At 66.7% G+C, this 25,526-nt stretch carries 28 protein-coding genes; 15 read left to right on the top strand and 13 right to left on the bottom strand.

Annotated elements, in window-relative coordinates; genetic code table 11:
* Positions 1 to 31: 31 nt before the first annotated feature.
* Positions 32 to 484 carry a type II toxin-antitoxin system RatA family toxin gene (locus LGM56_RS02255; RefSeq protein ID WP_027789550.1) on the top strand — a complete coding sequence of 151 codons (453 nt, stop codon included), beginning with the start codon at positions 32 to 34 and terminating at the stop codon, positions 482 to 484.
* Between the two features lie 87 nt (positions 485 to 571).
* On the top strand, positions 572 to 754 hold the full coding sequence (locus LGM56_RS02250; protein ID WP_226202538.1) for a hypothetical protein: 183 nt from the start codon (positions 572 to 574) through the stop codon (positions 752 to 754).
* Between the two features lie 167 nt (positions 755 to 921).
* Here LGM56_RS02250 and LGM56_RS02245 read toward each other — a convergent pair whose 3' ends face one another.
* Genes LGM56_RS02245 through LGM56_RS02220 form a run of 6 tightly spaced genes read right to left on the bottom strand, consistent with a single transcriptional unit; the run spans position 922 to position 4,860 of the window.
* Positions 922 to 1,338: a hypothetical protein gene (locus tag LGM56_RS02245; RefSeq protein WP_226202536.1), complete on the bottom strand. Its 417-nt coding sequence runs from the start codon at positions 1,336 to 1,338 to the stop codon at positions 922 to 924.
* A complete protein-coding gene (speD, locus tag LGM56_RS02240; protein ID WP_089496497.1) occupies positions 1,335 to 1,718 on the bottom strand; it encodes an adenosylmethionine decarboxylase in 384 nt (127 codons plus the stop codon). Before speD ends, LGM56_RS02245 begins: the two co-directional genes overlap by 4 nt.
* Positions 1,715 to 1,864, bottom strand: coding sequence for a hypothetical protein (locus LGM56_RS02235; RefSeq protein ID WP_155291822.1), 150 nt, complete (start codon positions 1,862 to 1,864; stop codon positions 1,715 to 1,717). Before LGM56_RS02235 ends, speD begins: the two co-directional genes overlap by 4 nt.
* On the bottom strand, positions 1,861 to 3,378 hold the full coding sequence (locus tag LGM56_RS02230) for a DUF4178 domain-containing protein (RefSeq protein WP_226202534.1): 1,518 nt from the start codon (positions 3,376 to 3,378) through the stop codon (positions 1,861 to 1,863). The genes LGM56_RS02235 and LGM56_RS02230 overlap by 4 nt, the downstream gene beginning before the upstream one ends.
* A 9-nt stretch (positions 3,379 to 3,387) precedes the next feature.
* Positions 3,388 to 4,446 (bottom strand): SPFH domain-containing protein, encoded by a 1,059-nt coding sequence (locus LGM56_RS02225; protein ID WP_226202532.1) that lies wholly within the window; start codon positions 4,444 to 4,446, stop codon positions 3,388 to 3,390.
* Positions 4,447 to 4,473: 27 nt separating this feature from the next.
* Complete coding sequence (locus tag LGM56_RS02220; protein WP_011354425.1) at positions 4,474 to 4,860, bottom strand: DUF350 domain-containing protein; 387 nt, start codon at positions 4,858 to 4,860, stop codon at positions 4,474 to 4,476.
* Between the two features lie 121 nt (positions 4,861 to 4,981).
* On the opposite strand from LGM56_RS02220, the gene LGM56_RS02215 reads away from it, so the two are divergent.
* The 6 genes from LGM56_RS02215 (at position 4,982) to LGM56_RS02190 (ending at position 10,696) form a co-directional block, all read left to right on the top strand.
* The gene (locus tag LGM56_RS02215) at positions 4,982 to 6,496 is read left to right on the top strand and encodes a polyamine aminopropyltransferase (RefSeq protein WP_226202530.1); all 1,515 of its coding nucleotides are present in this window, start codon (positions 4,982 to 4,984) and stop codon (positions 6,494 to 6,496) included.
* Complete coding sequence (locus LGM56_RS02210; RefSeq protein WP_226202528.1) at positions 6,496 to 8,115, top strand: NAD(P)-binding protein; 1,620 nt, start codon at positions 6,496 to 6,498, stop codon at positions 8,113 to 8,115. Before LGM56_RS02215 ends, LGM56_RS02210 begins: the two co-directional genes overlap by 1 nt.
* A gap of 123 nt (positions 8,116 to 8,238) precedes the next feature.
* On the top strand, positions 8,239 to 8,985 hold the full coding sequence (locus tag LGM56_RS02205) for an N-acetylmuramoyl-L-alanine amidase family protein (protein WP_226202526.1): 747 nt from the start codon (positions 8,239 to 8,241) through the stop codon (positions 8,983 to 8,985).
* A gap of 54 nt (positions 8,986 to 9,039) precedes the next feature.
* A complete protein-coding gene (locus LGM56_RS02200) occupies positions 9,040 to 9,429 on the top strand; it encodes a lysozyme inhibitor LprI family protein (RefSeq protein ID WP_089427009.1) in 390 nt (129 codons plus the stop codon).
* 98 nt (positions 9,430 to 9,527) lie between these two features.
* Positions 9,528 to 10,106, top strand: coding sequence for a hypothetical protein (locus LGM56_RS02195; RefSeq protein ID WP_226202524.1), 579 nt, complete (start codon positions 9,528 to 9,530; stop codon positions 10,104 to 10,106).
* A 50-nt stretch (positions 10,107 to 10,156) separates the two neighbouring features.
* Positions 10,157 to 10,696 (top strand): GNAT family N-acetyltransferase, encoded by a 540-nt coding sequence (locus LGM56_RS02190; RefSeq protein WP_226202522.1) that lies wholly within the window; start codon positions 10,157 to 10,159, stop codon positions 10,694 to 10,696.
* Here the strand turns inward: LGM56_RS02190 and LGM56_RS02185 are convergent.
* A complete protein-coding gene (locus LGM56_RS02185; protein WP_226203228.1) occupies positions 10,691 to 11,611 on the bottom strand; it encodes a LysR family transcriptional regulator in 921 nt (306 codons plus the stop codon). The two genes, LGM56_RS02190 and LGM56_RS02185, sit on opposite strands and share 6 nt — an antisense overlap.
* 153 nt (positions 11,612 to 11,764) lie before the next feature.
* On the opposite strand from LGM56_RS02185, the gene LGM56_RS02180 reads away from it, so the two are divergent.
* Positions 11,765 to 12,940, top strand: coding sequence for an FAD-dependent oxidoreductase (locus LGM56_RS02180; protein ID WP_226202520.1), 1,176 nt, complete (start codon positions 11,765 to 11,767; stop codon positions 12,938 to 12,940).
* Positions 12,941 to 12,966: 26 nt separating this feature from the next.
* Here the strand turns inward: LGM56_RS02180 and LGM56_RS02175 are convergent, their stop codons facing one another.
* The 3 genes from LGM56_RS02175 to LGM56_RS02165 all read right to left on the bottom strand — a co-directional run bounded on the left by LGM56_RS02175 (position 12,967) and on the right by LGM56_RS02165 (position 16,330).
* Entirely contained in the window at positions 12,967 to 14,313 is a 1,347-nt protein-coding gene (locus LGM56_RS02175; RefSeq protein ID WP_226202519.1) for a glutamine synthetase family protein, read from the bottom strand.
* A 152-nt stretch (positions 14,314 to 14,465) separates the two neighbouring features.
* A complete protein-coding gene (locus LGM56_RS02170; protein WP_089496487.1) occupies positions 14,466 to 15,023 on the bottom strand; it encodes a helix-turn-helix domain-containing protein in 558 nt (185 codons plus the stop codon).
* A gap of 17 nt (positions 15,024 to 15,040) precedes the next feature.
* A complete protein-coding gene (locus LGM56_RS02165) occupies positions 15,041 to 16,330 on the bottom strand; it encodes an NAD(P)/FAD-dependent oxidoreductase (RefSeq protein ID WP_226202517.1) in 1,290 nt (429 codons plus the stop codon).
* A 284-nt stretch (positions 16,331 to 16,614) separates the two neighbouring features.
* Between LGM56_RS02165 and codB the strand changes: the two genes are divergently transcribed.
* The 3 genes from codB to LGM56_RS02150 are packed head-to-tail and all read left to right on the top strand — an operon-like array spanning position 16,615 to position 19,925.
* The gene (gene codB, locus LGM56_RS02160; RefSeq protein WP_413226732.1) at positions 16,615 to 17,910 is read left to right on the top strand and encodes a cytosine permease; all 1,296 of its coding nucleotides are present in this window, start codon (positions 16,615 to 16,617) and stop codon (positions 17,908 to 17,910) included.
* Positions 17,911 to 17,953: 43 nt separating this feature from the next.
* Complete coding sequence (codA, locus tag LGM56_RS02155; protein ID WP_089496484.1) at positions 17,954 to 19,207, top strand: cytosine deaminase; 1,254 nt, start codon at positions 17,954 to 17,956, stop codon at positions 19,205 to 19,207.
* Positions 19,208 to 19,247: 40 nt separating this feature from the next.
* Entirely contained in the window at positions 19,248 to 19,925 is a 678-nt protein-coding gene (locus tag LGM56_RS02150; protein ID WP_089496483.1) for a TetR/AcrR family transcriptional regulator, read from the top strand.
* A 72-nt stretch (positions 19,926 to 19,997) separates the two neighbouring features.
* Here LGM56_RS02150 and LGM56_RS02145 read toward each other — a convergent pair whose 3' ends face one another.
* Both LGM56_RS02145 and LGM56_RS02140 read right to left on the bottom strand, forming a co-directional pair.
* Positions 19,998 to 20,426 carry a hypothetical protein gene (locus LGM56_RS02145; protein WP_089496482.1) on the bottom strand — a complete coding sequence of 143 codons (429 nt, stop codon included), beginning with the start codon at positions 20,424 to 20,426 and terminating at the stop codon, positions 19,998 to 20,000.
* Between the two features lie 120 nt (positions 20,427 to 20,546).
* Positions 20,547 to 21,473: a LysR family transcriptional regulator gene (locus tag LGM56_RS02140; RefSeq protein ID WP_226202515.1), complete on the bottom strand. Its 927-nt coding sequence runs from the start codon at positions 21,471 to 21,473 to the stop codon at positions 20,547 to 20,549.
* A 113-nt stretch (positions 21,474 to 21,586) separates the two neighbouring features.
* Here LGM56_RS02140 and LGM56_RS02135 point away from each other — a divergent pair, with 113 nt between their 5' ends.
* The 3 genes from LGM56_RS02135 (at position 21,587) to LGM56_RS02125 (ending at position 23,849) form a co-directional block, all read left to right on the top strand.
* The gene (locus LGM56_RS02135) at positions 21,587 to 22,252 is read left to right on the top strand and encodes a DsbA family oxidoreductase (RefSeq protein ID WP_226202513.1); all 666 of its coding nucleotides are present in this window, start codon (positions 21,587 to 21,589) and stop codon (positions 22,250 to 22,252) included.
* A 96-nt stretch (positions 22,253 to 22,348) separates the two neighbouring features.
* A complete protein-coding gene (locus LGM56_RS02130) occupies positions 22,349 to 23,521 on the top strand; it encodes an FAD binding domain-containing protein (protein WP_226202511.1) in 1,173 nt (390 codons plus the stop codon).
* Positions 23,499 to 23,849 (top strand): DUF488 family protein, encoded by a 351-nt coding sequence (locus LGM56_RS02125; protein WP_264170767.1) that lies wholly within the window; start codon positions 23,499 to 23,501, stop codon positions 23,847 to 23,849. The genes LGM56_RS02130 and LGM56_RS02125 overlap by 23 nt, the downstream gene beginning before the upstream one ends.
* A 48-nt stretch (positions 23,850 to 23,897) precedes the next feature.
* On the opposite strand, the gene LGM56_RS02120 is transcribed toward LGM56_RS02125, so the two are convergent.
* The gene (locus LGM56_RS02120; protein ID WP_226202509.1) at positions 23,898 to 25,193 is read right to left on the bottom strand and encodes a nitrous oxide reductase family maturation protein NosD; all 1,296 of its coding nucleotides are present in this window, start codon (positions 25,191 to 25,193) and stop codon (positions 23,898 to 23,900) included.
* Between the last annotated feature and the right edge of the window lie 333 nt (positions 25,194 to 25,526).

Below are 25,526 nucleotides of genomic sequence, written 5' to 3'. Positions count from 1 at the left end.
CATCCCACTCCGCGCCAGGGCGCCCGCCATCATGAGGATCTCAGTCAGCCGCACCGTCGGCGTCGATCGCAGACGCCTCTTCACGTGGTCGCAGGATTACGCGCGGCGGCTCGTGTGGGACAGCTTCCTCACCGACGCCTACCTGCTCGACGGCATGACGGCCGACGTCGGCGTCGATGCGTTCTGCCGCAGCCAGTCAGGCGCGACGATGGTGTCGCGCTACATCTCGTACCGTCCGCCGCAGGTTGCCGCCGTCGAAATGGTCGACGGGCCGAAAGTGCTCGAACGCTTCAGCGGCAGCTGGAACTTCACCGAGCACACGCCCGGCACGACCGAAGTGAAATTCACGTACCACTTCCGCGCCCAGCCGGCCTGGCTGCGCTGGCTGCTCGAACCGCTGATCGGCGCGTTCTACCTCGTGCAGACGCGCCGGCGTCTCGATTCGTTCAAACGCTGGGCCGAAGCCGAAGCGCTGCCGCACTGAGCGGCGAGCTCGGGCCGTACGGCGCGGCGCGTTTGCGCCACCTCCCCTCGAATGCGTCCGAACGCGCCATCGCCGCGCCGTCCCGGCATGCGCGCGACGATCACGTGCGGCATCAGCGATCCGGAAACCGGCTTCCATGCGGCCGGCGGCGACTGCTACTGGGCCGTGCTGAGCAACGGCAAGCGCGCGGCCGTCGCGAATACCCAGGGTATCGTCGGCACCGACGACGCGACGCTGCACAGCGTGTCGTCGTTCCGGTTCGAGCGTTAGCGGGAACGTCGTGACGTGCGATCGCCCGGGCATGAATCGACGTGCGATGCGTCATCGCAACGACACCTCGGCAGCCTGTCGCCGACACCCGCAAGCGTAAAAGCGCATTGCATGGCCCGATCCGCAACGGCCGCTCCTCCAGCCGCGCCGTTCGAACCGCATCCGCGCTAACGTGCGCCGTCCCCGCGCAACGGGAACGTTTCCGCCCTCGCGTCGCGGCGCAACGTGACCGCTGTACCCGTCAGCCATCCTGAAGATTTCAGGATCGGGCGTGCGATCGCGTACAGGCGGTCGGCGCTCGCGCCATAGAAGTACAGATAGCCGTCGTTGCCATCGCGATGCAATTCGGTCTCGCCCAGCTCGCCGGCACCCGCCTGTTTCACCGCACGATCCAGCCGCTGCTCCAGCGCGTGAAGGCGCGCCTTGTCCTTCTCGTAGTAATCGAAGTGCACCATCACGACTGGCCCGGGCGGCTTCGGCGGCACGTCAGCGGCCGCGTTGGCGGCAAGCAGCGCCCAGCCGAGCAACGCGGCACACCGGATTCTGTTAGGCATATCGGCAAAGGAAGTGAATCGCCTGCTCACGTCGGCGCGCCGCCGCGCGCAACCTGCTGCCGGACTTGCGCCTGCGTGCCGAGCGCAGCGGCGATCGCATCGACCGCATCGGCCGCACGCGCCGCGCCGCACATGAACGCATCGACGGCCGCGAAGCGATGCTCGGGCCACGTGTGGATCGTGATGTGCGATTCGGCGAGCAGCACGACGCCCGTCACGCCATGCTCGCCGCCGAAATGATGGAAATGCGCGCCGATCACGCGCGCGCCGGCCTGCCGCGCCGCTTCGGTGAGAATCGACTCGAGCCGGGCGGCGTCACGCAGCAGCGCCGCGTCGATGCCGGCCAGGTCAGCCAGCACGTGCGAGCCGAACGTCGCGCGCGGTGGCGTGATCCCGTCGCGCGCGGTCATTTGTGCGACCCGTACGACGAATATCCGCTGCGCGCCGATGAGCTGCCCCAGCCGCTGCCACCCGAGCCGCTGCCGCCGATCGATGCACAACTGAACAGCGTGACGACGATCAGGCCGTAGATGCCGTAGAGGATGTACCGAATCACGCGTTGCCCCCGTCCGATGCAAAGCGCTTCCACAGCCATTCAGGCAGCCACAGCACCAGCAGGCCGATCAGCAGGTAGACGGAACGGCCGCTGAACGAGAACAGCGCGCCCATGTTCAGGATCACGAGCAGCGCGCTGAACACGAGCGGCAGCGGTGCGAAACTGTGCGGGCCCTTCCGGCCGAACAGGCCCGTCGACGCGGTGGCGCCGGTTGCCGCCGCAGCCGCGGCCGTCGCGAGCGCCGGCGTGCCGAAGCGTTCGGCAAGCGTGCTGGCCGACAGCGGCCGCGCGCGCGACCAGACGATCTCCGCGTCGCTGCGCTCGCGCGTCAGCTTGTCCTTCTGCCAGCCGTAGTCGATGATCGACGTGCGATCGCCGACCTGCACGCGCCAGTTGAACGCACCGACCACGTAGACGACCTCCGAGTCGTATTCCTCGCGCAGGCGGTAGGTCTTGTCGCCGTCGGTCACGTCGGCATCGCTGCCGATCGTCGGCCACTGGTCGAGCACCTGCACGCGTTCCCAGCGCCCTTCGCTCTGCACGAGCCACAGGAACCCGCGCGTCGGGTTCAGCAGCAGGTATTCGTCCCACGTCTCTTCGTCGTCCGGCACGCGGCAACGCATCATCCCGATCACCGTGTACTTCACGCCGTCGAACGTGCCGATCGCGCCGAGCTCCAGCGCCCCCTTCACCGCTTCGAGCTTGCGCTGCGCCGCGAACACGGTCTGCTGCTCGGCCGTGCACTGCACGCCCGCATGGCAGCTGCCGCACACCACGTAGTCGGCCACGTTCGGCGCATACGACAGCGGCGCGCCGCAGCTCGGGCACGCGAACGGCACCATCTCCGCGCCGCGCTTCTCGCGCGTATCGTGGTCGCTATCGCGCAACCCGGTGAAAGCGAGCGCATCGAAATCGAGCGCTTCGCCCGTATAGACGGCCGGGCTCCCGCCGTTCGAATCGGCGTCGGAATAGTCGTAGGTCGCGAACGCGTTGCCGGTGCGCAGGTCGACGACGCGCGCCGCCCAGCCGGCATCGACGCGGAACGGCAGTTCGCCGTCGCCGCCCGTGCAGCGCGCGGTGCGCACGTCCGACACGAGAAACGCGCGGCCACCATGGTCGATCCGCATGCCCGGTTCCAGCGTGCCGAACGCAGGCCATGCGCCGCCGGACGCATCGTCGGGCTCGCGCACCGTGATCGCATACTGGCCCGACGCATCCGACAGCCAGCCGAACGTGCCGTCGTCGAACACGACGTACCACTCGCTCCACGCACCGGCATCGTAGGTCATCTGGATGCGCCCGAGCACCGTGAACGTACGCTTGCCGTAGCGACCGGCCGTGCCGATCTGGATCGGCGACGCATCGTCGAGCACCGTCGCCAGTTCGCCGATGCGTTCGACGTCGGTGCCCCGCTTGAGGAGCGTGCTGCGACAGAACGCGCAGACGGCCATCACCGCCGCCGCCGAGCGAAACTCGACCGGCGCGCCGCACTGGGGGCACGAGGTACTGAACATGCGCGACGCTTACCGCGTGAGCTTCGCGAGGATCTCGGCCTTCGCGCGCGAATATTCGTCTTCGGTCACGAGGCCCTTGTCGAACAGCGCCTTCAACTGTTCGAGCCGCTGCACGTAGTCAGTGCCTTCCGCCGGTGCGGCAGTCGGTGCGGCAGCCGCCGGCGCTGCGGCGGGCGCGGGCGCTGGCGGTGCGGCCGGCGCCGGTTGCGCGGCGCCCGCCATCTGGCCGGCCATCGCCTGCCCGATCGCCGCACCCGCGGCAAGCCCCGCGCCGATCCCGGCGATGCCGCCCGGGTTCTGCGCGGCGAGCGGAATCGCCTGCGCGGTCTGGTATTGCGTGGCGCGCGCGAGATCGCCGGCCATCCCCGCGCCGATCCGCAGATCGAGCGCCTTCTGCAGTTCAGCCGGCAGCGACACGCTTTCAACCGCGAACGCGTCGAGCGCGAGGCCGTAGCGCGTGAACACCGGCACCAGCGCCTCGGCGACGCGCTGCGACAGCAGCGACTGGTTCGCGGCCATGTCGACGAATGGCACGTCAGCCGAGCCGAACGTCGTGCTCATCGCGGTGACGACCAGGTTGCGCAGTTGCTGTTCGAGATCGTCGACCGTGTACTGCGCGCGGGTGCCGCTGACTTCGCGATGGAACGCGCCCGCATCGACGATCCGGTACGAGTAGATGCCGAACGCACGCACCTGCACGAAGCCGAATTCGCGATCGCGGATCGTCACCGGCTGCGCGGTGCCCCAGCGCCGGCCGAGCTGCAGCCGCGTGCTGAAGAAATAGACGTCCGACTTGAAAGGCGACTGAAAGAGTTTGTCCCAGTTCTTCAGGTACGTGAGCACCGGGAGCGTGTTCGTTTCCAGCGTGTACAGCCCCGGCTGGAACACATCGGCGACCTTGCCTTCGTTCACGAAGATCGCGACCTGGGTCTCGCGCACGGTCAGCTTGCCGCCGTACTCGATTTCCTGGTCTTCCATCGGATAGCGCCAGGCCAGCACGCCGTCCGTGTCTTCCGTCCATTGCAGGACGTCGATGAACTGCTTGCGGATGAATGAACCCAGACTCATGTCGGTCTCCTCGAAACGCGTGGCGCGTCAGGTCAGGCAGGCGGCATTGATGATGCCGACGACGAGCGACGCGGTGCCCATCAGGCCGCCCATCGCGACGTTGCGATCCTCGATCGCATGATTCATGCCGGGCATCAGGCGTGTGAGCGCCGCATAGGTGATCAGTTGCACGGCCATCGCGCCGACCGCCCAGATCACGACTTCGCCGAGCGTGGAATTGTGCGCGATGCTGGACGCGAGCGTCAGGCAGAAGCCGATCAGTGCGCCGCCGAACGACAGCGTCGCGGCGGCGTTGCCGTCGCGGATCAGCGCCAGTTCGTCGAACGGGGTGACCTTCAGGTACACTGCCGCGAACACAAGAAGCAGCACGAACGCCGACAGTAAATGAACCGCATAGAGATAGGCACTATTCATTCTTTCCCTCGGATTTTGTGCTCGGTTCGCCGCCCCGTCGCCGGCCGGCCCGCACAGGGCCAGCTGACAAAATTCCGCGCCAGTATATCCACATTGCCGACCGCCGCACAACGGACGCCCCATGCTGCATAGGCGCGCTCTCGTCCTGTCGATTCTCGTGCTCGCGTCGTGCGGGCTCGGCTACGAACTGATCAGCAGCGCGCTGTCCAGCTACCTGCTCGGCGATTCGATCCTGCAGTTCTCGTCGGTGATCGGCTGCTACCTGTTTGCGATGGGGATCGGCTCGTGGCTCGCGAAGTTCGTCGAGGACGACGACGTGCTCGACCGCTTCGTCGACATCGAGCTGCTCGTCGGCCTGCTCGGCGGCGTGTCGGCCGCGCTGCTGTTCGTAGTGTTCGCGTGGCTCGCCGCGCCGTTCCGCGCGGCGCTGTATGCGCTCGTGCTGGCGCTCGGCCTGCTGATCGGAATGGAGATCCCGCTCGTGATGCGCGCGTTCCAGCAGCGGCGCCAGGCGTTCCGCCATACCGTCAGCGAAGTGCTCACCTTCGACTATCTCGGCTCGCTCGCCGTATCGCTGATCTTCCCGCTGGTACTCGCGCCGCGTCTCGGCCTGCTGCGCACCAGCTTCCTGTTCGGGCTCCTGAATGCGTTCGTCGCGCTGTGGACGACGCACCTGTTCCGCGACGAGATCCGCAACGTACGCGGCAAGCTGATGCGCGCGTCGCTCGTGATCGGGCTGCTCGTCGCCGGCTTCGCGCTGTCGGACCGCATCACGCACTGGGCCGAACACGGCGTGTACGGCGACGAGACGATCTATTCGGAAACGACGCCGTACCAGCGCATCGTGCTCACGCAGTGGCACGACGACATGCGGCTGTATCTGAACGGCAACCTGCAGTTCTCGTCGCGCGACGAGCACCGCTACCACGAGGCGCTGATCCATCCGACGATCGAGGCGCTGCCGTGGGCGAAGCGCGTGCTCGTGCTCGGCGGCGGCGACGGCCTCGCGGTGCGCGAGCTGCTGAAGCACCGCAACCTCGAACAGATCACGCTCGTCGATCTCGATCCCGCGATGACGAAGCTGTTCTCCACGTCCGCCCCGCTCGTCAAGCTGAACCAGGGTTCGCTGAAGGACCCGCGCGTGCACGTGATCAACGATGACGCGGTGCGCTGGCTCGAATCGAATGCCGACGTGTACGACGCGATCGTCGTCGACTTTCCCGACCCGACCAACTTCGGGCTCGGCCGGCTGTATTCGGTGCCCGTGTTCCGGTTGCTTGCACGACACCTGTCGGAGAACGGCTACGCGGTGATCCAGTCGACCTCGCCGTATTTCGCGCCGCACGCGTACTGGACCATCATCGCGACGCTGCACGAAGCCGGGCTCAACACGTGGCCGTACCACTGCTACGTGCCGTCGTTCGGCGACTGGGGTTTCGTGATCGCCGGCAAGCGCCGCGACTTCACGGTGCCGACGCACTACGCGGTGCCCACGCGCTGGCTCGACGCGCAGACGGCCGCCGAGATGTTCCACTTCCCGGCCGACATGCCGGCGCTGCCGATGTCGCCGAACGAACTCAACGACCAGCCGCTCGTGCGCCGTTTCGACGACGACTGGAAACACGTGCTGCGCTGATGGACCGCCGCACGTTCCTCGTCGCGTCGGCGGCCGCGTCGCTCGCCGCCTGCGGGCGCACCGGCTGGATCGAGACGACGCCGCAGGTCGGCTACCCCGGCATGCGCGAAGGCCACGCGCTGCGCGACCATGCGACGCTGCCGCCGCCGTCCGGCACGATCGAGACCGACGTCGCGATCCTCGGCGCGGGCGCGGCCGGTCTGTCGTGTGCATGGCAGCTCGCGCGCGCGGGGCACAAGCGCTTCACGGTGCTCGCCGGCCCCGAATTCGGCGGCAACGCGGCCGGCGGCCGCTTCGGCGATCTCGGCTATCCGAAAGGCGCGCACTACCTGCCGCTGCCGTCACTCGAATCCACGCATCTGCGCGACATGCTCGCCGATCTCGGCGTGATCGAATCCGCACCGTTCTCCGCGCGCCCGGTGTACGACGAGCGCGCGCTCGTTCATGCGCCCGACGAACGGCTCTTCATCGCCGGGCAATGGCAGGACGGCATCGTGCCGACGGCCGGCCTCGGCGCCGACGAACTCGCGCAGCAGGCACGCTTCTTCGCGTACACGGACGGGCTGCGCACCGCACGCGGCGCCGATGGCCGCAAGGTGTTCTGCATCCCGATCGCGGAATCGTCGCGCGACCCGCGCTGGCGTGCGCTGGATCGGCGCTCGTTCCGCCAGTGGCTGCTCGACGACGGCTACACCGCGAAGGCGCTGCACTGGTACCTGAATTACTGCTGCCGCGACGATTATGGCGCAGGCTACGAGCATGTTTCGGCATGGGCCGGCCTGCACTATTTCTCGTCGCGCGGCGGCCATGCGGGCGATGCAAGCGACGGCGCGGTGCTGACCTGGCCCGACGGACTGCACACGATGGTGACGAAGCTCGCCGATTCGATCACCGCGCGCACCGGCTCGACCGCATGGTCGCGCGACGGCTTCGCGGTGCGTGCGACCGAACGCGCGGGCGGCGTCGACGTGCTGTGCGCGCGCATCGGCAACGACGGCGCGCTGTCGACGTTCACGCTGAAGGCGCGGCGCGTCGTCTGCGCGATGCCGCTGTTCGTCGCGGCGCGCGTGTTTCCGCAGCTTGCCGCGTACGGCTTCGATCCCGCGCGCGACCTGCCGCCGCGTGCGCCGTGGCTCGTGTCCAACTTCCTGCTCGACGGCATGCCGGCCGAGGAAGCGGGCATGCCGCTCGCGTGGGACAACGTCGTCTACGACGGCGCGGCGCTCGGCTATGTCGTGTCGACGCACCAGATTATTCGCATGTCGCCGCCGACGCGCTCGGTGTTCTCCGCGTACCAGGCGTTGAGCACGCAAGCGCCGGACGACACGCGCCGCTGGCTCGCGCAGGCCCGACCCGACGCGTTGCGCGAACAGGCGGCGATCGACCTGCAGGCCGTCTATGGGCGCGAACTGTGGAAACATGCGACGGCGCTCGAGATCACCGTGCGTGGTCACGCGATGGCGACGCCCGACGTCGGCTTCCTGAGCCGGCCGGGGCTGCTCGCGCTGCGCGATGCCGACGGCCCCGTCGTGTTCGCGCATGCCGATCTGTCCGGGCTGTCGCTGTTCGAGGAAGCGTCGTACTGGGGCGTACTCGCCGCCCGGCGCGTGCTGGCCTGACGGCCGTCCTCCGTCATTGCGGCGCCGCCGCCAGCCGCTATAATCGCCCGACATTCCGACTGCATTGAGCAGGCCGACGTGCCGCGCCGTCCGACGCGCCGTATGCCCTCCTCGACAACAACAATGACGAACCGAACCATCCGACGCCTTCGCCCGTTCGTGCGCGCCGCCGCACGCGTGCTCGCCTGCGCCCCGCTGCTCGGCGCGCCGCTGGCGCTGCATGCGGCCGACTCCGCACCCGCCTCCGGGCGCTACATCGTCGTCGACACCGGCCATACGCCGGCGCGCCCGGGCTCCACCGGTGCGAGCGGCCGCGTCGAATACCTGTACAACCTCGACCTGTCCGCGGCGGTCGCCGAGAAACTCGCCGCGCATGGCGACCGCGTGCTGCGCACGTCGGCCGACGGCCGCGAGATCGCGCTCGATCAACGATCGACGCAGGCGCCCGACGCGAACCTGTTCGTGTCGATCCATCACGACTCGATGCAGCAGCAGTTCATCGACGCGGGCCGGCAGCGCGAATTCCGCGGCTTCTCGGTGTTCGTGTCGGCACGCAATCCGCACTATGCGGAAAGCCTGCGTTGCGCGAAGGCGATCGCCGAGCGACTGGTGGCGGCCGGCGAGCGGCCGTCGCTGTATCACGCGCAGCCGATCCGCGGCGAGAATCGCCCGCTGATCGACCCTCAACTCGGCATCCACCGCTTCGACGATCTCGTCGTGCTGCGCACCGCGCCGATTCCGGCGGTGCTCGTCGAAGCCGGCGTGATCGTCAATCCGGACGAGGAAGCGCGGCTGGCGCGTCGCGAGACGATCCAGAAGCTGTCCACCGCGATCGCGGGCGGCATCGACGCGTGCACGACACCGCAATAAGCAACGATAACGCCCGTCGGGCTCAACGGTTTTCACCCAGTCAGGAGCATCACCATGAAAATGAAGCATCTGCTCGCATCCTGCGCGCTGCTCGCGCTTGCCGTTCCGTTCACCGCCCATGCTGCCGGCTGCGGGAAGCCACGCAGTGCGTTCGACCAGGTGTACTGCACCAGCACGCAGTTCTCGCAGTCCGACCGCGATCTCAACGACGAATACGGCCGCCTGCGCAAGCAACTGAGCGGCGACCAGCAGGCGACGCTGAAGGCCGGCCAGCTCGCGTGGCTGAAGCAACGCGACGCGCAGTGCAGCGAGACGCGCAATAACAGCTACCTCGTGGATATCCAGTGCGCGAACGACATGACGCAGTCGCGGCTGTCGTTCCTGCGCGAGCGTGAGCGCGAATGCTCGAGCACGGGCTGCGTGACGTCGAAGCTCGGCGAGTAAGGGCCTCGCGCGTGCCGTGCCGCGCCGCGAGACGTTTCGCGACGCGGCGCCTCGTGCCCTTGCGAGCCCTGCGCATCGGCACCGAGAAAGGAGCGGCGATGCGACATGAATTCTCCGAAGTCCTCAACGATCTGGTCGACTATTTTCTCGTCGGCGATCTCCTGCTGCTCAAGCGCTTCAAGGAACGGCACGGTCTGCCGGACGACGTCGCATCTGCGTTCACCACGAGCGACAGCGGCGACCGCGCCGTGCTGGAAGGTGTCGTCGTTCCGCTCGCCGGCATCGAGAACCATCCGTACACGGTGATCTTCACGCTGGATGGCGATACACCCGAATTGCTGAGGACGGGAAGCCGCCTGCAGCATCGGCGCGGCGGGTACGTACTGCGCGTCGAACATCGTGCGGTCATGCTCTACACCTGGCGGATCCTCGAACGCTTCAACGACACGGCGGTCAACGCACTGCTCGCGCGTTACCGCGAACCGGGGCGACCCGTGATCGAGATCGACAACGGCTGGTATGAGGTCGAGATCCTTGACGGTGAAGTGCCGCGCGACGGCTGGTTCGAACCTGCGTTCGAATTCGTGCTGAAGAGAACCGACGTGCCGGGCGATGCATCGCAGGTGGATATCAACTACCGCTTTGCGATAGAAGGCACTCTGGATCCGGCGAATTGAATCCCGCGCGCGACGGCGCGACATACGGCAACCGATCAGGCGGCGTACACATGACACCGAACACGATGCACATCGACATCCGCCCTGCCACGCCCGCCGATGCCCCGGCCATCGCCGCCATCCACGTCGCATCGTGGCAGGCCACCTACCCGGGCATCATGCCGGCCGCGTTCCTCGCCGGCCTGTCGGTCGAAAAACGCATCGCTTCGTGGCGCCATGCGCTCGACGCCGGACGGCCGCGTGTCGCGCTTGCGTTCACGGAAGGCGGGCCGATCGGCTGGATCGCGTACGGCTCGACCCGTGACACCGACAAGAATCGCACCTGGGGCGAAATCGAAGCGATCTACCTGCATCCCGCGCATTGCGGGCAAGGCGTCGGCGCGGCGCTCGTCGACCATGCGTGCCGTGCGCTGCATGACACGGGCCATGAATGGGTGTCGCTCTGGGTGCTGTTCAAAAACCATCGCGCACGGGCGTTCTATGAACGCGAGGGCTTCGTCGCCGAAGACGACATCAAGACGTTCGAGATCGACGGCGCACCAATCGAAGAAGTGCGCTACTGGCGCCCATTGCCGAAACGATTGTCATGACGGCATCGCCACCCCTGCCGCCAGACGCGCCTGCATCAGCTGCAGCAACTCGCGGATCTTCGCGTTGACGGAATTGCGGCTCGAATAGGCGGCCAGCAGTTCCAGCGGCGCCGGCGTCATCTCCAGCGGCACACGCACCAGCCGCCCGGCGGCCAGCTCGGCCGCGCATCCGCGTTCGACGAGAATCGCGAAGCCGATCCCGTTCACCGCAGCCAGACCCGCCATCTCGCCGCTATTGACGCGGTACCGGCTCGCGACCGGAATCTTGTGAATCCGCCCGTCGCCGTCGGCGAACTGCCACGGTTGCCCTTTCAGCGTGCTCAGCGTCGTGATGCACGGCAACTGCCTGAGCTGCTCCGTCCGCGTCGGCATGCCGGTGCGCTCGATGAGCGACGGCGCGGCCACGACGACGCCCGGCAGGCTCACGAGCGGCCTGACGACGAACGCGCTGTCGTCCAGCTTGCCGCGATGGACGATGATCGACAGGTCGATATCGTCGCGCAACGTCGACACGCCTGCGAGGCTCGTATCGCAATCGATTTCGACACGCGGATGTCGGCTCGCGAATTCCGCAACGATCGGCCCGAGCATGCGCGGCCCGATTTCGCCGGGTACGCACAGCTTCAGCACGCCGCGCAGCTCCGTCTGCTGCGAGATCAGTTCGAATTCAGCAAGCGTCAGCGCATCGAGCATCGGCTTCGCGCGCTCGTGCAGCAGGCGCCCTGCCTCCGTCATGCGCAGGTGCCGCGTGCTGCGCTCCAGCAGACGCACGCCGAGCCTCGACTCCAGTTGCGCCACATGGCGGCTCACGTTGGAACCGGGTATCGACAGCGCGCGCGCGGCGCTGGCAAAGCTGCCTTCGTCGACGACCGACACGAACACGCGCACCGCGTTCAGATCCAGCTTGCTGCGCATCATTATCCCGTTTCAGGTATCAAAGCTCGCCGATTTTCACGGCTTATCCCGTTCGCGACCGTAATTTACGATGCGGATCCAGTCAAGGCGTGGCCGCCGACGCACGAACCCGCGCCGACGTGAGCACGCACACGAACCTACGGGAGCATCAACATGGATATCGCCATTCTCGGCGCCGGCGTGGCCGGCATGAGCACCGCGCTTGCGCTTGGCCGCCAGGGGCACCGGATACGGCTCTACGAACGCAGGCCGTCCGAGACGACGATGGGGGCAGGCGTCGTGCTCTGGCCGAATGCCGGCTTCGTGCTCGAGCAACTCGGCCTCCTGCCGGACATCGTCGCGGTCAGCGGCCACCTGCACGCGATGTGGTGCATGGACCGGCACGGCAACCCGTTCAAGCGCTTCGATATCGGCGAACTCGACCGCCACATGGGTTTCCCGACGCGCTCGATCTTGCGGCGCGACTTGCAGGCCGTGCTGGCGCGGCACGTCGCAGCGCACGACATCGAAGTCTGCTTCGGTCACAACGCGACAGCCATCGACACCGACACCGATGGCCGCGCGATCGTTCGCTTCGACAATGGCGCGACGATCGCCCCCGATCTCGTGATCGGCGCGGACGGCCGCATGAACTCCGTCGCGCGACGTCATGTGGTCGGCGACGCCACGCCCGTCTATCAGGGATTCGTCAACTGGATCGGCGTCGCGCATAGCGATGTGCCGCTGGTCGACGACGTGTCGATATTCGACTACTGGGGCCAGCGCGAACGATTCGGCATCGTCGCGCTGGACCGGCATCGCATGTACTGGGCAGCGGCCCGGGCCGAGGCTGAAATCGACGATAGCGACGATGCGGCACCGGACGATCCCGGCCCGCTGCTGGAACGGCTCTTCGACGGGTGGCCAGCGCCCATCGCGAACGTGATGCGTACAACACCGCCGGGCACGATCGCGAAGATCCGTGTGCACGATCTCGATCCGGTGGACGTGTGGCACCGCGGCAATGTGCTGTTGATCGGCGACGCCGCGCACGCACCACTCCCCACCTCCGGACAGGGCGCATGCCAGGCGCTCGAGGACGCATGGCACCTCGCCCGTTGTCTCGACGAGCATGGAAAAGGCAACGACCTCGACGCAGCGCTCGCGTCGTTCACGCTGAGACGCACCCGGAAAACCACGGCGATCACGCTACGTGCACGCGAGTTCGCTCACCGGCTATTCGGCAACGACACGCACGACGCTGCTCGACAGGTCGATCCGAGCGCCGAAATCGAAGCGCTCGCGAACGCGTGGGGAGCGGGCCTGCCGATGATGCCGGCGCGGGACTGACAAGACGCGCAAGCGATGGCATTCGATCACAAGAACCACCGATACTCCCGCGCCCCGATTTCATTGCGGAAATCCAGCTCCTCCTGCCGCTTGTTCTCGCAATACACCATCACGAACTCGCCGCCGAGCCCTTCGCGCACGGCCGCGTGCTCCTGCATCGACGCGACGGCCGACAGCATCTCCTTCGGGAAATCGATCCCGCTGCCGCGATCCTCGTTGAGCGGCGCGATCGGTTCGAGCTTCGCGTCGAGCCCGTGCTCCATCCCGGTGAGAATCGCCGCGAGCACGAGGTAAGGGTTCGCGTCCGCACTCGCGAGCCGGTGCTCGATCCGCAGGTTGCGCGCATCCGACTCGGGAATCCGGATGCACGCGTCGCGATCCTCGAAGCCCCAGCTCGCGCGGCTCGCCGCATTCACCATCGATCCGTAGCGCCGGAACGCATTGTGATTCGGCGCGAACACGGGCATGCAATGCGGCAGTAGCGCGAGGCAGCCGGCCACCGCGTGCCGCAGCGGCCGCTGCCCGTCCGCGGCGAGCAGGTTGCGCCCCGCATCGTCGTAGAGGCTCACGTGCACATGCATCCCGCTGCCCGGTGCATGCAGGTACGGCTTGCCCATGAAGCTCGCGCGATAGCCGTGCTGCAACGCGACGCCGCGCGTGCTGCGGCAGAACATCGCCGACCAGTCGGCCGCGCGCAGCCCGTCGTCGCAATGGCCGAAATTGATTTCGAACTGGCCCGGCCCGAGCTCGGCGGTGATCACGGTCGCGTCGATTCCCTGCACGCACGCGACGTCGACCATTTCGTGCAGCACGTCGGAGAAGCGCGACAGGCGCTCGATATGCATGTTCGGCTGATCGTCGCGATCGTCGGACAGGCGGTCGCGCGGATACTTCGGCATCCCCGCTTCGAGCTGCGCGGCGAACAGGTAGAACTCGAGCTCGAACGCGACGACCGGGCGGATACCGCGCCGCTCGAGCCGTTTCAGCACGCGCGCCAGCACCTCGCGCGGCTCGAACTCGACCGGCGCGTCGGTGCCGTCCGTCGTGATCAGCATCTGGCCGAGCGGCTGCTTCTCCCAGGTCACCGGCTTCAGCGTGCCGGGGATCAGCCGGCGCACGGCGTCCGGATCGCCGTCGTTGAAACAGTAGTCGCCGATCTTGTAGAGCCCGCCCTGCGTGCCGAGCAGGATGCAGTTCTGCGGCAGCTTCAGCAGCGAGCCGGCCGCCACCTTCTCGAGCGCATCGATCGGGTAGCGCTTGCCGTAGAAATGCCCGGGCAGGTCGAGGCAGATCAGGTCGACATAACGGATCTCGGGATGCGCCTGCCGGAATGCGCGGACCTCGGCGACCAGCGCGGGAACGACGTCAGCCATGTCTCATCCTTTCCATGTCTTGTATGGCGGTGCCGCGATGCGGCGAACCGGATTCATGCAGCACACTCGACAACAAACGCCGCATTTAAATCAGTACTGCAAACATGCTGCGTGCCGCGATGGCCCGCATCACCGCGCGCCCCGCCGACCACTCAGGTGAATACCCAGATCACGCGCGTCGGCACGTCGGTCAGATTGGCATAACGAAAGCGCTTGTGCGCGGGGAGCTGGAATGCGTCGTTAGGGCCGAGCGTGACGGGCGTATCGTCGCCGTCGACCCAGATCGTCAGTTCGCCTTCGAGCACGAAGCCGCCCTGCTCGTCGCTGTCGTCGACGGGCCGCTCGCCGCTGCTCGCGCCCGGCGCGAGATGGCTTTCGAGAATCGAGAAGCGCGAGCGCATGTTCGGCGAAACAAGGATGTCGGTAATGCCGGCCGCGTAATACACGGTGCGCCGCTCGTCGGGCCGCGTCACCCACGGCACGCTGCGCGGCTTGCTCAGGCTGTAGAAATAGGTGGTCGGCACGCCGAGCGCCTCGCCGATCGCGGTGAGATCCGCCACCGTCGGGCGCGACAGCCCGCGCTCGACCTGCGACAGAAAGCCGACCGAGCGGCCGATCCGTTCCGCGAGATCGTTGAGCGTGACCTTGCGATGCTTGCGCAGGTCGCGAATCAGGATCGCCAGGCTTTCTATCTCTTCCTGTTCATTCATGGTGGGTTCCGGTGCAGTCAGACGGTATCGCGCAGACGGTACCAGGCCTTGCCGATCGCTTCCAGCGGCGCGGCGAGCCGGTCGCCGCCGGGGAAGCGCGGGTTGCGGATGCGCTGGTACTGCGCGAGCAGGCGTTCGTCGCCGAGCACCGCGTCGGCCACCGCGCGCGCACCGGCGAGCGTCGGCAGCACGCCGTGCCCCGAGAACCCCTGCAGCCAGAAACGCTGCCCGCGGCGGCCGATGTCCGGCGTGCGGCGCATGCTGATGTCGATATGGCCGCCCCACGCGTAGTCGAGCGGCACGCCGGCCAGCTGCGGGAACACGCGTTCGAGGTGCGGGCGCGTGGCCGCCGCGATATCGGCCGGAATCCCGCCGAGATACGTGCAGCCGCCGCCGAACAGCAGCCGGTTGTCGGGGCTCAGCCGGAAATAGTCGGGCACGAACTGGTTGTCGATCACGCAACTGTTCTGCGGCAGCAGCGAACGGGCGACGTCGGGTGCGAGTGGCGCGGTGGCGACCTGGTACGTGCCGACCGGCAACAGCCGGCGCGCGAGATCGCGATCGAGCCGGTCGACGTACGCGTTGCAGGCCAGCACGAGCACGTCCGCACGCACTTCCCCGCGCGCCGTGCGGGCAACGTGGCCGCCGGCCGTCTCGCGGCAGTCGAGCACGCGGCTCTGCTCGAAGATGCGGCCGCCCGCGCGCTCGATCGTCTGCGCGAGGCCGAGCGCGAGTTTCAGCGGATTCAGGTGGCCGGCCTCGGGATCGTGCAGCGCCGCAAGGTAACGCGTGCCGCCGATCCATTCGGGCATCTCGTCATGGCCGATCACGCGCAGCCGGTCGTAGCCCCAGCGTTCGGCCGCTTCGTCGCGCGCCTGCTCGAGCATCGCGACACGCCGCGGCCGCACGGCCGCCCACAGGCTGCCGGGCCGGTAGTCGACGTCGAAGCCGTGCCGCGCGGGCAGTTCGCGCACCTCGGCCGCGGCCCAGCGCATGCTGTCCCACAGCAGGCGCGCGCCGTCGCGGCCGAGCGAATCCTCGAGCGGTTGCATGTCGCACGACCAGCCGAGCAGTGCCTGCCCGCCGTTGCGCCCCGACGCGGCCCACGCGACGCGGCTCGCTTCGAGCACGACGACGCGCTTGCCGGCGAGCGCCAGGCGCAACGCCGTATGCAGCCCGCTGAAACCCGCGCCGACGACGAGCACGTCGGCATCGATGCGTTCGTCCAGTTCCGGACGATACGGGATCGGCGCCGGGTAGGTGCCGGCGTAGTAGCTTGCGACGTGACGGTCGGACTGCACGAACATGCGGACTCCCGTGAAAATTACGCCGAGAAATTTCATGAAAAATTAGCACGGCAATTTCACGGAGGCAAGCGGGCAAAAAAACGCCGGATCGGCCGATACACCATACGCGTTGCGCATGAACCGCACTGCCCCGGTGAAGGTTCCTGCCATCCACCCGGACGACATTTTTACGGTTGTAAAAATTTTGGACTGAGAGAATGACGCGCTGAGACAGCGCGCTACCCATCCAAGCACGGCCCCCGCAACCCCTTTCAGACCCAACCCAATCGCTGACGGGAGACAAGATGCCCACGAACCGGGATGCAAGCCCGATGGCCGAATCGGATCACGGAGAATTCTCGCTGAGCGAAGTCCCGCTCGAGAAACGCACCGGATTCCTGTCCATCACGATGGTGTTGTTGAGTTTCACGTTCTTCACGGGAACGATGTTTGCCGGCGGCAAGATCGGTGTCGCCTTCGACTTCGTCAGCATGATCCAGATCGCCGTCATCGGAAACCTGTTGCTCGCCGCCTATGCGGCGTCGCTTGCGCTGATTGCCGCTCGCAGCGGCCTGAACGCGGTACTGATGGGGCGGTTCTGCTTCGGGGAAGTGGGCAGCAAGCTGTCCGATTTCCTGCTCGGCTTCGCCGAACTCGGCTGGTACGCATGGGGCACCGCGACGGTGGCGATCGTCCTGGTCAAGCTGCTGGGTTGGCCGCCCGCCGTGACTACGCCGCTGATGATCCTCTTCGGATTCGGATTTTCGATCACGGCCATCATCGGCTATCGCGGCATGGATGTGCTGTCGCGCGTCTCCGTGCCGCTGATGTTCGTGCTGCTGATGACGTCGATGTGGATCGCCACCCGCGATATCGGCGGCTGGGCCGGCCTCACGCATGTCGCGCCGTCCCAGCCGATGCCGTTCTCGGCCGCCGTGACCATGGTCATCGGCACCTTTGCCAGCGGCGCGACCCAGGCCACCAACTGGACCCGCCTCGCACGCAGTGCGCGCAGCGCCGTCTCGGCCAGCATGATCGGATTCTTCGCGGGCAACGGCCTGATGATCATCGCGGGCGCATACTGCGCGATCGTCTATCAGCAAGCCGACATCGTCGAGGTGATGATGCTGCAGGGCCTGTCGATCGCGGCGGTCGTGATGCTGTGCCTCAATCTCTGGACCATCCAGGGGCCGACGATGTACAACGTGGCGGCCGCCGGATGCCATCTGCTGCGCACCGAACGGCGCCGCACGCTCGTACTGGTGGGTGCGGCGATCGGCATCGTGCTCGCGGTCGGCGGGATGTACGCGTGGCTGATTCCGTTCCTGGTGCTGCTCGGCTCGATCATTCCGCCGGTCGGCGGCGTGATCATGGCGGACTACTGGTACCGCTATCGCGGGCAATACCCGTCGCTCGCCGCCGCCCGCCTTCCGCGCTTCAACCTGGTCGGCCTGGCCGCGTATGCCATCGGCGCCGGACTCGCCTATACCTCGCCGTGGATCGCGCCGATCGTCGGCATCGCGGCGTCCGCCGCCGCCTACATCGTGCTGCTGCAGATTGCCCGCGCGTTCGCGCGCGAGCCGTCCGTTCAGGGTGAATGATTCCGCTGCACACCCTCCCGCTCCCCGAACCACAGGAATCCTCATGAAAATCATCAACGCCAGATTGCGCGGCCGAAGCGGCCTCTTCACGATCGACATCGATGCGGGCACGATTCGCGGCATCGACCTCCAGCCGTCGCCGCTGGCGTCTCAAGGGGACGACGTCATCGATGCGGGCAGCCATCTCGTCATCCCGCCGCTGGTCGAGCCGCATATCCACCTCGATGCGACGCTGACCGCCGGCGAACCCGAGTGGAACATGAGCGGCACGCTGTTCGAAGGTATCGAGCGGTGGGGCCAGCGCAAGGCCACCATTACCCATGAGGATACGAAAGCCCGCGCCCACACCACGATCGGCATGTTGCGCGACAACGGCATCCAGCACGTGCGCACGCACGTGGACGTCACCGATCACACGCTTGCCGCGTTGAAGGCGATGCTCGAGGTCAGGGACGAAGCACGCGATCTCATCGATCTGCAGATCGTCGCCTTCCCTCAGGAAGGCATCGAGTCGTTCGACAACGGACGTGCACTGATGGAGCGCGCGATCGACATGGGGGCCGACGTCGTGGGCGGCATTCCGCATTTCGAGAACACGCGCGACCAGGGCGTGAGCTCCATCCAGTTCCTGATGGAACTCGCGGAGCGCAAGGACTGCCTGGTCGACGTTCATTGCGACGAAACCGACGATCCGCACTCGCGCTTCCTGGAAGTGCTTGCCGAGGAAGCGCGGGTTCGCGGGATGGGCCCGCGCGTCACCGCCAGCCACACGACCGCGATGGGTTCCTACGACAACGCCTACTGCTCGAAGCTGTTCCGGTTGCTGAAGCGCTCGGACATCCATTTTGTTTCGTGTCCGACCGAAAGCATCCACCTGCAGGGTCGTTTCGACACCTTCCCGAAACGACGCGGCATCACGCGTGTCGCGGAACTCGATCGCGCCGGCATCAACGTGTGCTTCGGACAGGATTCGATCAAGGATCCGTGGTATCCGATCGGCAACGGCAACATCCTGCGCATCCTCGACGTCGGCCTGCACGTGTGCCACATGCTCGGCTACGAAGACCTGCAGCGATGCCTCGACTTCGTGACGGAGCACAGCGCCCGTGCGATGTCCCTGGGCGATCGATATGGCATCGCCGTCGGGCGGCCGGCCAACCTGCTGATTCTCGACGCGGATTCCGACTATGAAGTGGTTCGCACGCAGGCCAAGGTGCGCGTGTCGCTCCGTGCCGGGAAGGTCATCATGCAGCGCGCGCCCGAACGCATCACCTATCCCGAAGCGGGCGCGCGTTGAGCGGGCGACGCCGCTGGTCCGACATGCAGGAGGAAGCATCGTGAGGCACCCGTCCGAGCCGACCGCGGGAACGCCCGGCCGGCCTCACGGCCGGCGCGAAGCGCTGCGCGACACGCTCGAGGCGGCCATTCTCGCCGCCGCCGAGGAATCGTTTGCCATTGACGGATTCGAGGGCAGTTCCGTTGCGACGATCGCAGCGGCCGCCGGCCTGTCGAAGCAGAACCTGATGTACTACTTCCCCACGAAGCTGGCGCTCTACCAACGCGTGCTGGACGACGTATTGCGAGACTGGCTCGGCAGGATGCGGGAGTTTGCGGCGCCCGATCGCGAGCCCGCGGAAGCCATGTCGGCCTATATCCGGGCCAAACTCGAATTCTCCAGAAATCGCCCGCATGGATCGCGGGTGTTTGCGCTGGAAATCATCGGCGGGGCCAGGACCTACGGAAAGGAAATTCGCAAACAACTGATTCCGGTGTTGCGCGACGACATCCGGGTGCTCGAACGCTGGATCGACGAAGGCAAGGTCAGGCAGGTCGATGCCGAGCACCTGTTCTTCCTGATCTGGGCAGCCACGCAGGCGTATGCGGATTTCGCTCCCCAGATGCTGCTGGTGCTCGGCAAGCGTGCGCTGGGAAACGACGATTTCGACGCGGCTTACCGCACGATCTCGGATCTGGTGCTCAACGCATTGATCACCGGCGACGGAAAGCCGGATTGACCGCTTGACCGCCTCCGTCGCCCTTCATGCACTGCACCCCGGCGCCGTCGACACGCGCCGGGGAACCGCCGGTCAGTCGTGCTTGTGGCGCTTCTTGTGCTTGTTGCCGTGGTAATGATCGTTGGAACGCGAGTTGTTGCGCGACACGTGGCCGCCCAGCGCCGCGCCCGCGCCGCCGCCCAAGCCGGCGCCGACGAGCCCGCCGGCCGTGCCGCCCATTGCGTTGCCCGCAGCGGCGCCTGCGCCGCCGCCCAGTGCGCCGCCGACGATCGCGCCCGTGCGTTCGCGTTTGTTCGACGTCACCGCACCGCCTGCGCCGCCGCCCACTGCCCCGCCGATCACGGTGCCCGTGCTGCCGCCAATCGCGTTGCCGACCGCCGCGCCGGCGACGCCACCCAGCGCGCCGCCCAGTGCGTTGTTCGTGTCGCCTGCCACGGCCGGCAGCGACACCACCGCCGCCGCACCGACCACCACGGCCATCCCCGCCAGTTTCTTCAACATCTGTCTGCCCTCTCCGCCTTGCGAAATATCGATGCGCAAATCTAGCACCTTTCCGGACAGCCCATCGTAATGAAGCGTTAAATCGGGCAGTGTCGTGACCGGAGCGCGCGAGATCGCGGCCTAGCTCGACGCATCCGAGAACGCGCCGGAGTGCGTGATGCGATGTCGAAGAAATTCAAGCAACGCATGCACTTTGCGCGAGTGGCGGCGATTCGGAAGATAGGCGGCATAAACGCAGACGGTCTGGTCGAGCGGGTTGACCGAGTAGTCTTCGAAAAGACGCGTGAGCCGCCCCGCCATCACATCCTCTTCGACGAGCCATTGGGGAAGCAGTGCGATGCCAAATCCGCTGATCACGGCCTCGCGCAGCACGTCCGAGTTGTTCACCGAAAGTCTGCCGTTGATCTCGACATGCTCGGTGCTGCCTGCGCGAGTGAACGACCAACGCTGCACGGCGGCCTGGTACGCAAAACGCAGGCATTGATGGTCTCCCAGATCGTCCGGAGAAGCGGGCATTCCGTTGCTTTCCAGATAGTCACGACTCGCGACGACATAGCGATGATGTTCCGCCAGGCGATTGACGATCAGATTCGGCTGGTTTGCAGGTGTGCCGATGCGCACCGCAACGTCAATGCGCTCGGTCGCCAGATCCAGATACGAATCCGACAGCACCAGATCCAGCGATACGCGGGGATGCTGCTGCAGGAAGCCGGCGATGTGCGGCCCCAGGCACAGGCGCCCGAAAGTCACGGGCATCGAAACACGCAGCGGTCCAACCGCGTCGACACCCGTGTCGGACACACTCCCGTCGGCTTCGTCGAGGTCCGACAGCACGCGCGTGATCTGCTCCAGATACGCGGAACCGGCATCCGTCAACGTGACATGACGCGTCGTGCGAGTCAGCAACGCGCTGCCAAGAGACTTCTCCAACGCGTCCATCAGGCGCGTCACCGACGAAGTGGCCACCCCCATGCGGCGAGCCGCCTTCGAAAAGCCGCCCGTTTCCGCGACGTCGATGAATGCCCGCAACGCAAGAAGCTTGTCCATGCCATGTCCTTTATCTTTGCGCGCACCGCAATGCTGGTTTGCGATCGGTTCATATTCTTTTACCCTGACGCAAAGCCTAAAGTGCTTGAACCGTCAACGCAAGGAGTCTCCAAATGAATCCGCTCGACATCCAGGTCACGTACGACTTCATCTGCCCGTGGTGCTGGATCGGCCACGCACATCTCAAGGCAGCGCTCCGGGAGGCCAACCTGGCCGTCGCACCGACCGTCAAGTACCTTCCGTATGAACTCAATCCGACCATGCCCAAGGACGGAATCGATCGAAAAGCCTATCGCAGCGCCAAATTCGGCAGTTGGGCACGTTCGCAGGCAATGGATGCCGACGTCACGCTGGCGGGCAAACGCGCAGGGGTCGAATTCAACTACGACCGCGTAGCGGTCACGCCCAACACGCGGCTTGCCCATCGCCTGATGTTCCTCGCTCAGTCCAACGGAGATGCGGCCAGGACCGAAGCACTGTTCGAGGCGGTTTTCTCTGCCTACTTTTCCGACGGACAGGACATCGGCATGGCCGAGGTTTTGGTCAGCCTCGCGGAAAGTACGGGTTTCGACGCTGACGAAGTGCGCAGTTTCCTGGCGACGAACGACGGCGAGCGCGAAGTCGTTGCCGACGAACTGCGGGCCGGGGCGGCCGGCATCCGGTCGGTGCCGACAATCCGTGTGGGCGGCGTTCCGGTTAGCGGTGCACAACCGGTTTCGGTACTCGCTGAAGTGCTTCGGCATGCCACCGGCGACACAACCGCCAAAGCCGCCGTCTGAATCGACACCTGCAGGTGAACGTAAGCGCGCACGCTCGATTCGCGGAATCGGGCATGCGCGCCAAGCACCACACACGCAACTCGTTTGGAGAGACTCATGGTCGCCACCGCAAAAGCCAGGCCGCGCGCACTGATCATCGGCGGCTCGCTCGGCGGGCTCTTTACTGCAACGACGCTGCAAGCCGCGGGGTGGGACGTCGACATCTTCGAGCGCTCCCCGAGTGAACTGGACAGCCGAGGGGGTGGAATCGTGTTGCAGGGTGACGTCCTGTCAGCGTTTCGTTTCGCCGGAATTCAGACCGGCGCCGCGCTCGGCGTGCGGTCGGGCGACCGCATCTACCTGGACCGTACCGATCGCGTCATTCAGCGCAGCTTCATGCCGCAGACCCAGACGTCCTGGAACATGCTCTACGGCACGATGAAGGCGCACCTGCCCGCGCAGGTCTTTCATCCGGGCGAGCGCTTCGTCCGCTTTGAACAGAACGGCGACCGGATCACCGCCTGCTTTGCCAGCGGCCGCATTGAAACCGGCGATCTGCTCGTCGGCGCGGACGGCGCACGCTCCACGGTCCGCGAACAAGTTTCTGCCGGCCTGGCACCCACCTACGCCGGATATGTCGCGTGGCGTGGGCTCGTTCCTGAAGCGGCGCTCCCGGCACGCGCCGCGGATGTTCTCAAGGGAACCTTTGCCTTCCAGCAAGGCCCCGGCCACCTGATGCTCGAATATCTCGTCCCGGGCGAAGACCTGTCGACGCAGGAAGGTCAGCGGCGCTGGAACTGGGTGTGGTACCGGAAGGTTGCCCACGGCGACGAACTCTCATCGTTGTTGACCGACCGCTCCGGGATACGCCACTCGTTTTCGCTGCCTCCGGGCGCATTGAAAGACGAAGCACTCGCCAGCCTGACGCAGGCGTCGAAGGCGCTTCTCGCGCCGACTTTCCAGACGTTGGTTGAAGCCACCCACGAACCGTTCGTCCAGGCCATCCTGGATCTGCAGGTGGAGCAGATGGTGTATGGCAGAGCGATCCTGCTGGGCGACGCCGCCTTCGTTCCGCGCCCTCATACCGCGGGCAGTACCGCCAAGGCAGCCGCCAACGCATTGACGTTGGCCACGGCGCTGCAATCCGCGGATGCCGACATCGATGCAGCCCTGTCGCGTTGGCAGGCTGAACAATTGAGTCAGGGCATCGACATGACCGAATGGGGAATGAACATCGGCGACCGGATCATGGGCATCCCGCGCAGCCATGTCGTCTCGACGAGCGCTTGAGCAACAACCGCCGCACATACCGGCGCGAACCCGTGTGGCGGCGGCAGCGGGCACACGTCGCGAAGCGAAAGCCGCTATCGTCGCGGAACACGGGCAGCGCTGCGCGATCATGTGCTCGGAAGCGGTGTGGTGGCGCTGCTACCGGCGCATCGTGTCCGACTACCTGATCGCGCGCGGCGAAACGGTGCTGCACATCATGGGCCCCCACCGCGTGGAACCCGCGCACCTGACGGCCGGCGCGGTGATCCGGCCTGACGGCACGATCGTCTATCCGGACGCCGGGGACGACGCCACGGCGCCGGGGGCAACCGCGCCCCCGAACGCATAGCGCGGCGCCCCGTTCGATGGCACGGCGGGCAGCGCATCGCGAACCTCGTCAGTTCCGCGCCGACGCAGGCGCGCCATTCGGCTGCATCAGGCTCGTGCGCACCGCCGGCATCCCGGACGTCACCGCGCCGCCGGCCGGAATCGTCCCGGACGGGGACGCGCCGACCGGCGTCGCCAGCGCCACGCCGCCCAGTGAATTGCCGTACGCGACGATATCGGCGGCCGGGCAGTTGTGCGTCAGCAGCGACACCGGCATGCCGGCGATCGACGCGAGCGTCGTGTCGGCCACCGCGAAATGGCAGACGTTCCCCAACGCCCGGAAACCGTCATAGCCCGAGCCCGACACGCGGTTGCCCTTCACGACGACGTACGACACCGTCCCCGACCAGGTATCGAGCTCGATCGCGGCCTGGTGGGTAGGCGGCAGGCCGTTGTTCGCATTCGTGCCGTCCTGGATCGCGCCGACGACGTTGTTCTCGATCACGACGTCCGACACACCGTAGGTCTTCCAGCTATCCTCCTGCGCGACCAGGATGCCGGCCGCCTTCTGCACGCCGCTGACGGTGTTGTTCGAAATCGTCACGGTCCGCCCGCCGACCACGGAGATGCCCCGCCCCCAGTAGTTGCCCGACACCGTATTCCCGTCGATCAGCACGTTGGCGCTGAGGCGGCCGTCACCCTGGTAGCTGACGACGGCGATCATGTCGTCCCCGGTGTTCTTCACCGTATTGCCGCGCACCAGCACGTTGGTCGAGCCGTACGTGGTGTGGATGCCGTCGGCCAGCGTCGCCTCCACGGTGTTGCCCACGATCGCCACGTTGCTGCCGCCGAACACGAAGATCCCGGCGCTGGCGCCACCCTGGATCGTCACGCCGAGCACCTGGACGCCGGTGCCCGTCACCTCGACCTTCGTCGAGGCGGGTGTCGTCAGCCGCGTCGTACCCGTGCCGACCAGCGTGACGCCGACGAGCGTCGAACCGCTGCCGCTCATCATGATGGTCTGATCAGTCGGGTTGGTCGCAACCAGCGTCGCGCCATAGCCGGAGATCACGACGTTCGCCCTGGAGACCGTCAGCGACCGGCCGACGGTGTAGCGTCCCGGCGCGAGCACGAGGCGCTGGCCCGGCTGCAATGCATCGAACGCAGCCTGCAGCGCATCGGCCTGGTCGCCGCCGTTCGCCGTCGGCTGGACGGTCACGGTCGAAAGCGCCGGTGCGCTGCGCGACGGATGCGCATGACGAGCACCGCCCGGCGTGTAGGCGGCCGCCGGCGATGCGGCGAAACAGGCGGTGCAGATCAGACAGACGGCCGTACTCGGACCGACCCCTCGAAACGACTTTTTCATGGTTGTTCTCTCACGCCCGTTCGCCCGCGACGACCGGCCAACGGCTGACGGTCGCGAGGCGTTCGAGCAACGGCGATCGCACGGCGCGTGGCACACGCGGCGCACCATCCCGACTGCGACATTCATTTGCTCCGCCGATGCGGCGGAGCAACGGCAACGAAGCGCCGTCGCGTGGCCGCGATCGACACCCGGTCGCCTGTTCGCCCGCCGGCGCGCATGCGTGTCCCCCGAGAAAAGGCGGCCCGATTCCGACGCGCCGGCACTGCGTGGCCGGAATCGAACCCGTCAACAGGAACTGCGTTCCCGAGCGCACCGGGCGCCGGCTGACCCCCA

Source organism: Burkholderia sp. AU38729 (assembly GCF_020419725.1).
Classification (GTDB): Bacteria; Pseudomonadota; Gammaproteobacteria; order Burkholderiales; family Burkholderiaceae; genus Burkholderia.
This window is presented reverse-complemented; position numbering and strand designations above follow the sequence as displayed.

Excerpts from the sequence above, each read along its gene's own strand:
- LGM56_RS02250 (WP_226202538.1), top strand. The coding sequence starts at position 572 with ATGCGCGCGACGATCACGTGCGGCATCAGCGATCCGGAAACCGGCTTC.
- LGM56_RS02225 (WP_226202532.1), bottom strand. The coding sequence starts at position 4,446 with ATGAGTCTGGGTTCATTCATCCGCAAGCAGTTCATCGACGTCCTGCAA.
- speD (WP_089496497.1), bottom strand. The coding sequence starts at position 1,718 with ATGACCGCGCGCGACGGGATCACGCCACCGCGCGCGACGTTCGGCTCG.
- LGM56_RS02140 (WP_226202515.1), bottom strand. The coding sequence starts at position 21,473 with ATGGACAAGCTTCTTGCGTTGCGGGCATTCATCGACGTCGCGGAAACG.
- LGM56_RS02175 (WP_226202519.1), bottom strand. The coding sequence starts at position 14,313 with ATGGCTGACGTCGTTCCCGCGCTGGTCGCCGAGGTCCGCGCATTCCGG.
- LGM56_RS02205 (WP_226202526.1), top strand. The coding sequence starts at position 8,239 with ATGACGAACCGAACCATCCGACGCCTTCGCCCGTTCGTGCGCGCCGCC.
- codA (WP_089496484.1), top strand. The coding sequence starts at position 17,954 with ATGAAAATCATCAACGCCAGATTGCGCGGCCGAAGCGGCCTCTTCACG.
- LGM56_RS02125 (WP_264170767.1), top strand. The coding sequence starts at position 23,499 with ATGTCGTCTCGACGAGCGCTTGAGCAACAACCGCCGCACATACCGGCG.
- LGM56_RS02185 (WP_226203228.1), bottom strand. The coding sequence starts at position 11,611 with ATGCGCAGCAAGCTGGATCTGAACGCGGTGCGCGTGTTCGTGTCGGTC.
- LGM56_RS02230 (WP_226202534.1), bottom strand. The coding sequence starts at position 3,378 with ATGTTCAGTACCTCGTGCCCCCAGTGCGGCGCGCCGGTCGAGTTTCGC.
- LGM56_RS02200 (WP_089427009.1), top strand. The coding sequence starts at position 9,040 with ATGAAAATGAAGCATCTGCTCGCATCCTGCGCGCTGCTCGCGCTTGCC.
- LGM56_RS02145 (WP_089496482.1), bottom strand. The coding sequence starts at position 20,426 with ATGTTGAAGAAACTGGCGGGGATGGCCGTGGTGGTCGGTGCGGCGGCG.
- LGM56_RS02130 (WP_226202511.1), top strand. The coding sequence starts at position 22,349 with ATGGTCGCCACCGCAAAAGCCAGGCCGCGCGCACTGATCATCGGCGGC.
- LGM56_RS02135 (WP_226202513.1), top strand. The coding sequence starts at position 21,587 with ATGAATCCGCTCGACATCCAGGTCACGTACGACTTCATCTGCCCGTGG.
- LGM56_RS02255 (WP_027789550.1), top strand. The coding sequence starts at position 32 with ATGAGGATCTCAGTCAGCCGCACCGTCGGCGTCGATCGCAGACGCCTC.
- LGM56_RS02165 (WP_226202517.1), bottom strand. The coding sequence starts at position 16,330 with ATGTTCGTGCAGTCCGACCGTCACGTCGCAAGCTACTACGCCGGCACC.
- LGM56_RS02195 (WP_226202524.1), top strand. The coding sequence starts at position 9,528 with ATGCGACATGAATTCTCCGAAGTCCTCAACGATCTGGTCGACTATTTT.
- LGM56_RS02180 (WP_226202520.1), top strand. The coding sequence starts at position 11,765 with ATGGATATCGCCATTCTCGGCGCCGGCGTGGCCGGCATGAGCACCGCG.
- LGM56_RS02220 (WP_011354425.1), bottom strand. The coding sequence starts at position 4,860 with ATGAATAGTGCCTATCTCTATGCGGTTCATTTACTGTCGGCGTTCGTG.
- LGM56_RS02215 (WP_226202530.1), top strand. The coding sequence starts at position 4,982 with ATGCTGCATAGGCGCGCTCTCGTCCTGTCGATTCTCGTGCTCGCGTCG.
- LGM56_RS02170 (WP_089496487.1), bottom strand. The coding sequence starts at position 15,023 with ATGAATGAACAGGAAGAGATAGAAAGCCTGGCGATCCTGATTCGCGAC.
- LGM56_RS02120 (WP_226202509.1), bottom strand. The coding sequence starts at position 25,193 with ATGAAAAAGTCGTTTCGAGGGGTCGGTCCGAGTACGGCCGTCTGTCTG.
- codB (WP_413226732.1), top strand. The coding sequence starts at position 16,615 with ATGCCCACGAACCGGGATGCAAGCCCGATGGCCGAATCGGATCACGGA.
- LGM56_RS02190 (WP_226202522.1), top strand. The coding sequence starts at position 10,157 with ATGACACCGAACACGATGCACATCGACATCCGCCCTGCCACGCCCGCC.
- LGM56_RS02210 (WP_226202528.1), top strand. The coding sequence starts at position 6,496 with ATGGACCGCCGCACGTTCCTCGTCGCGTCGGCGGCCGCGTCGCTCGCC.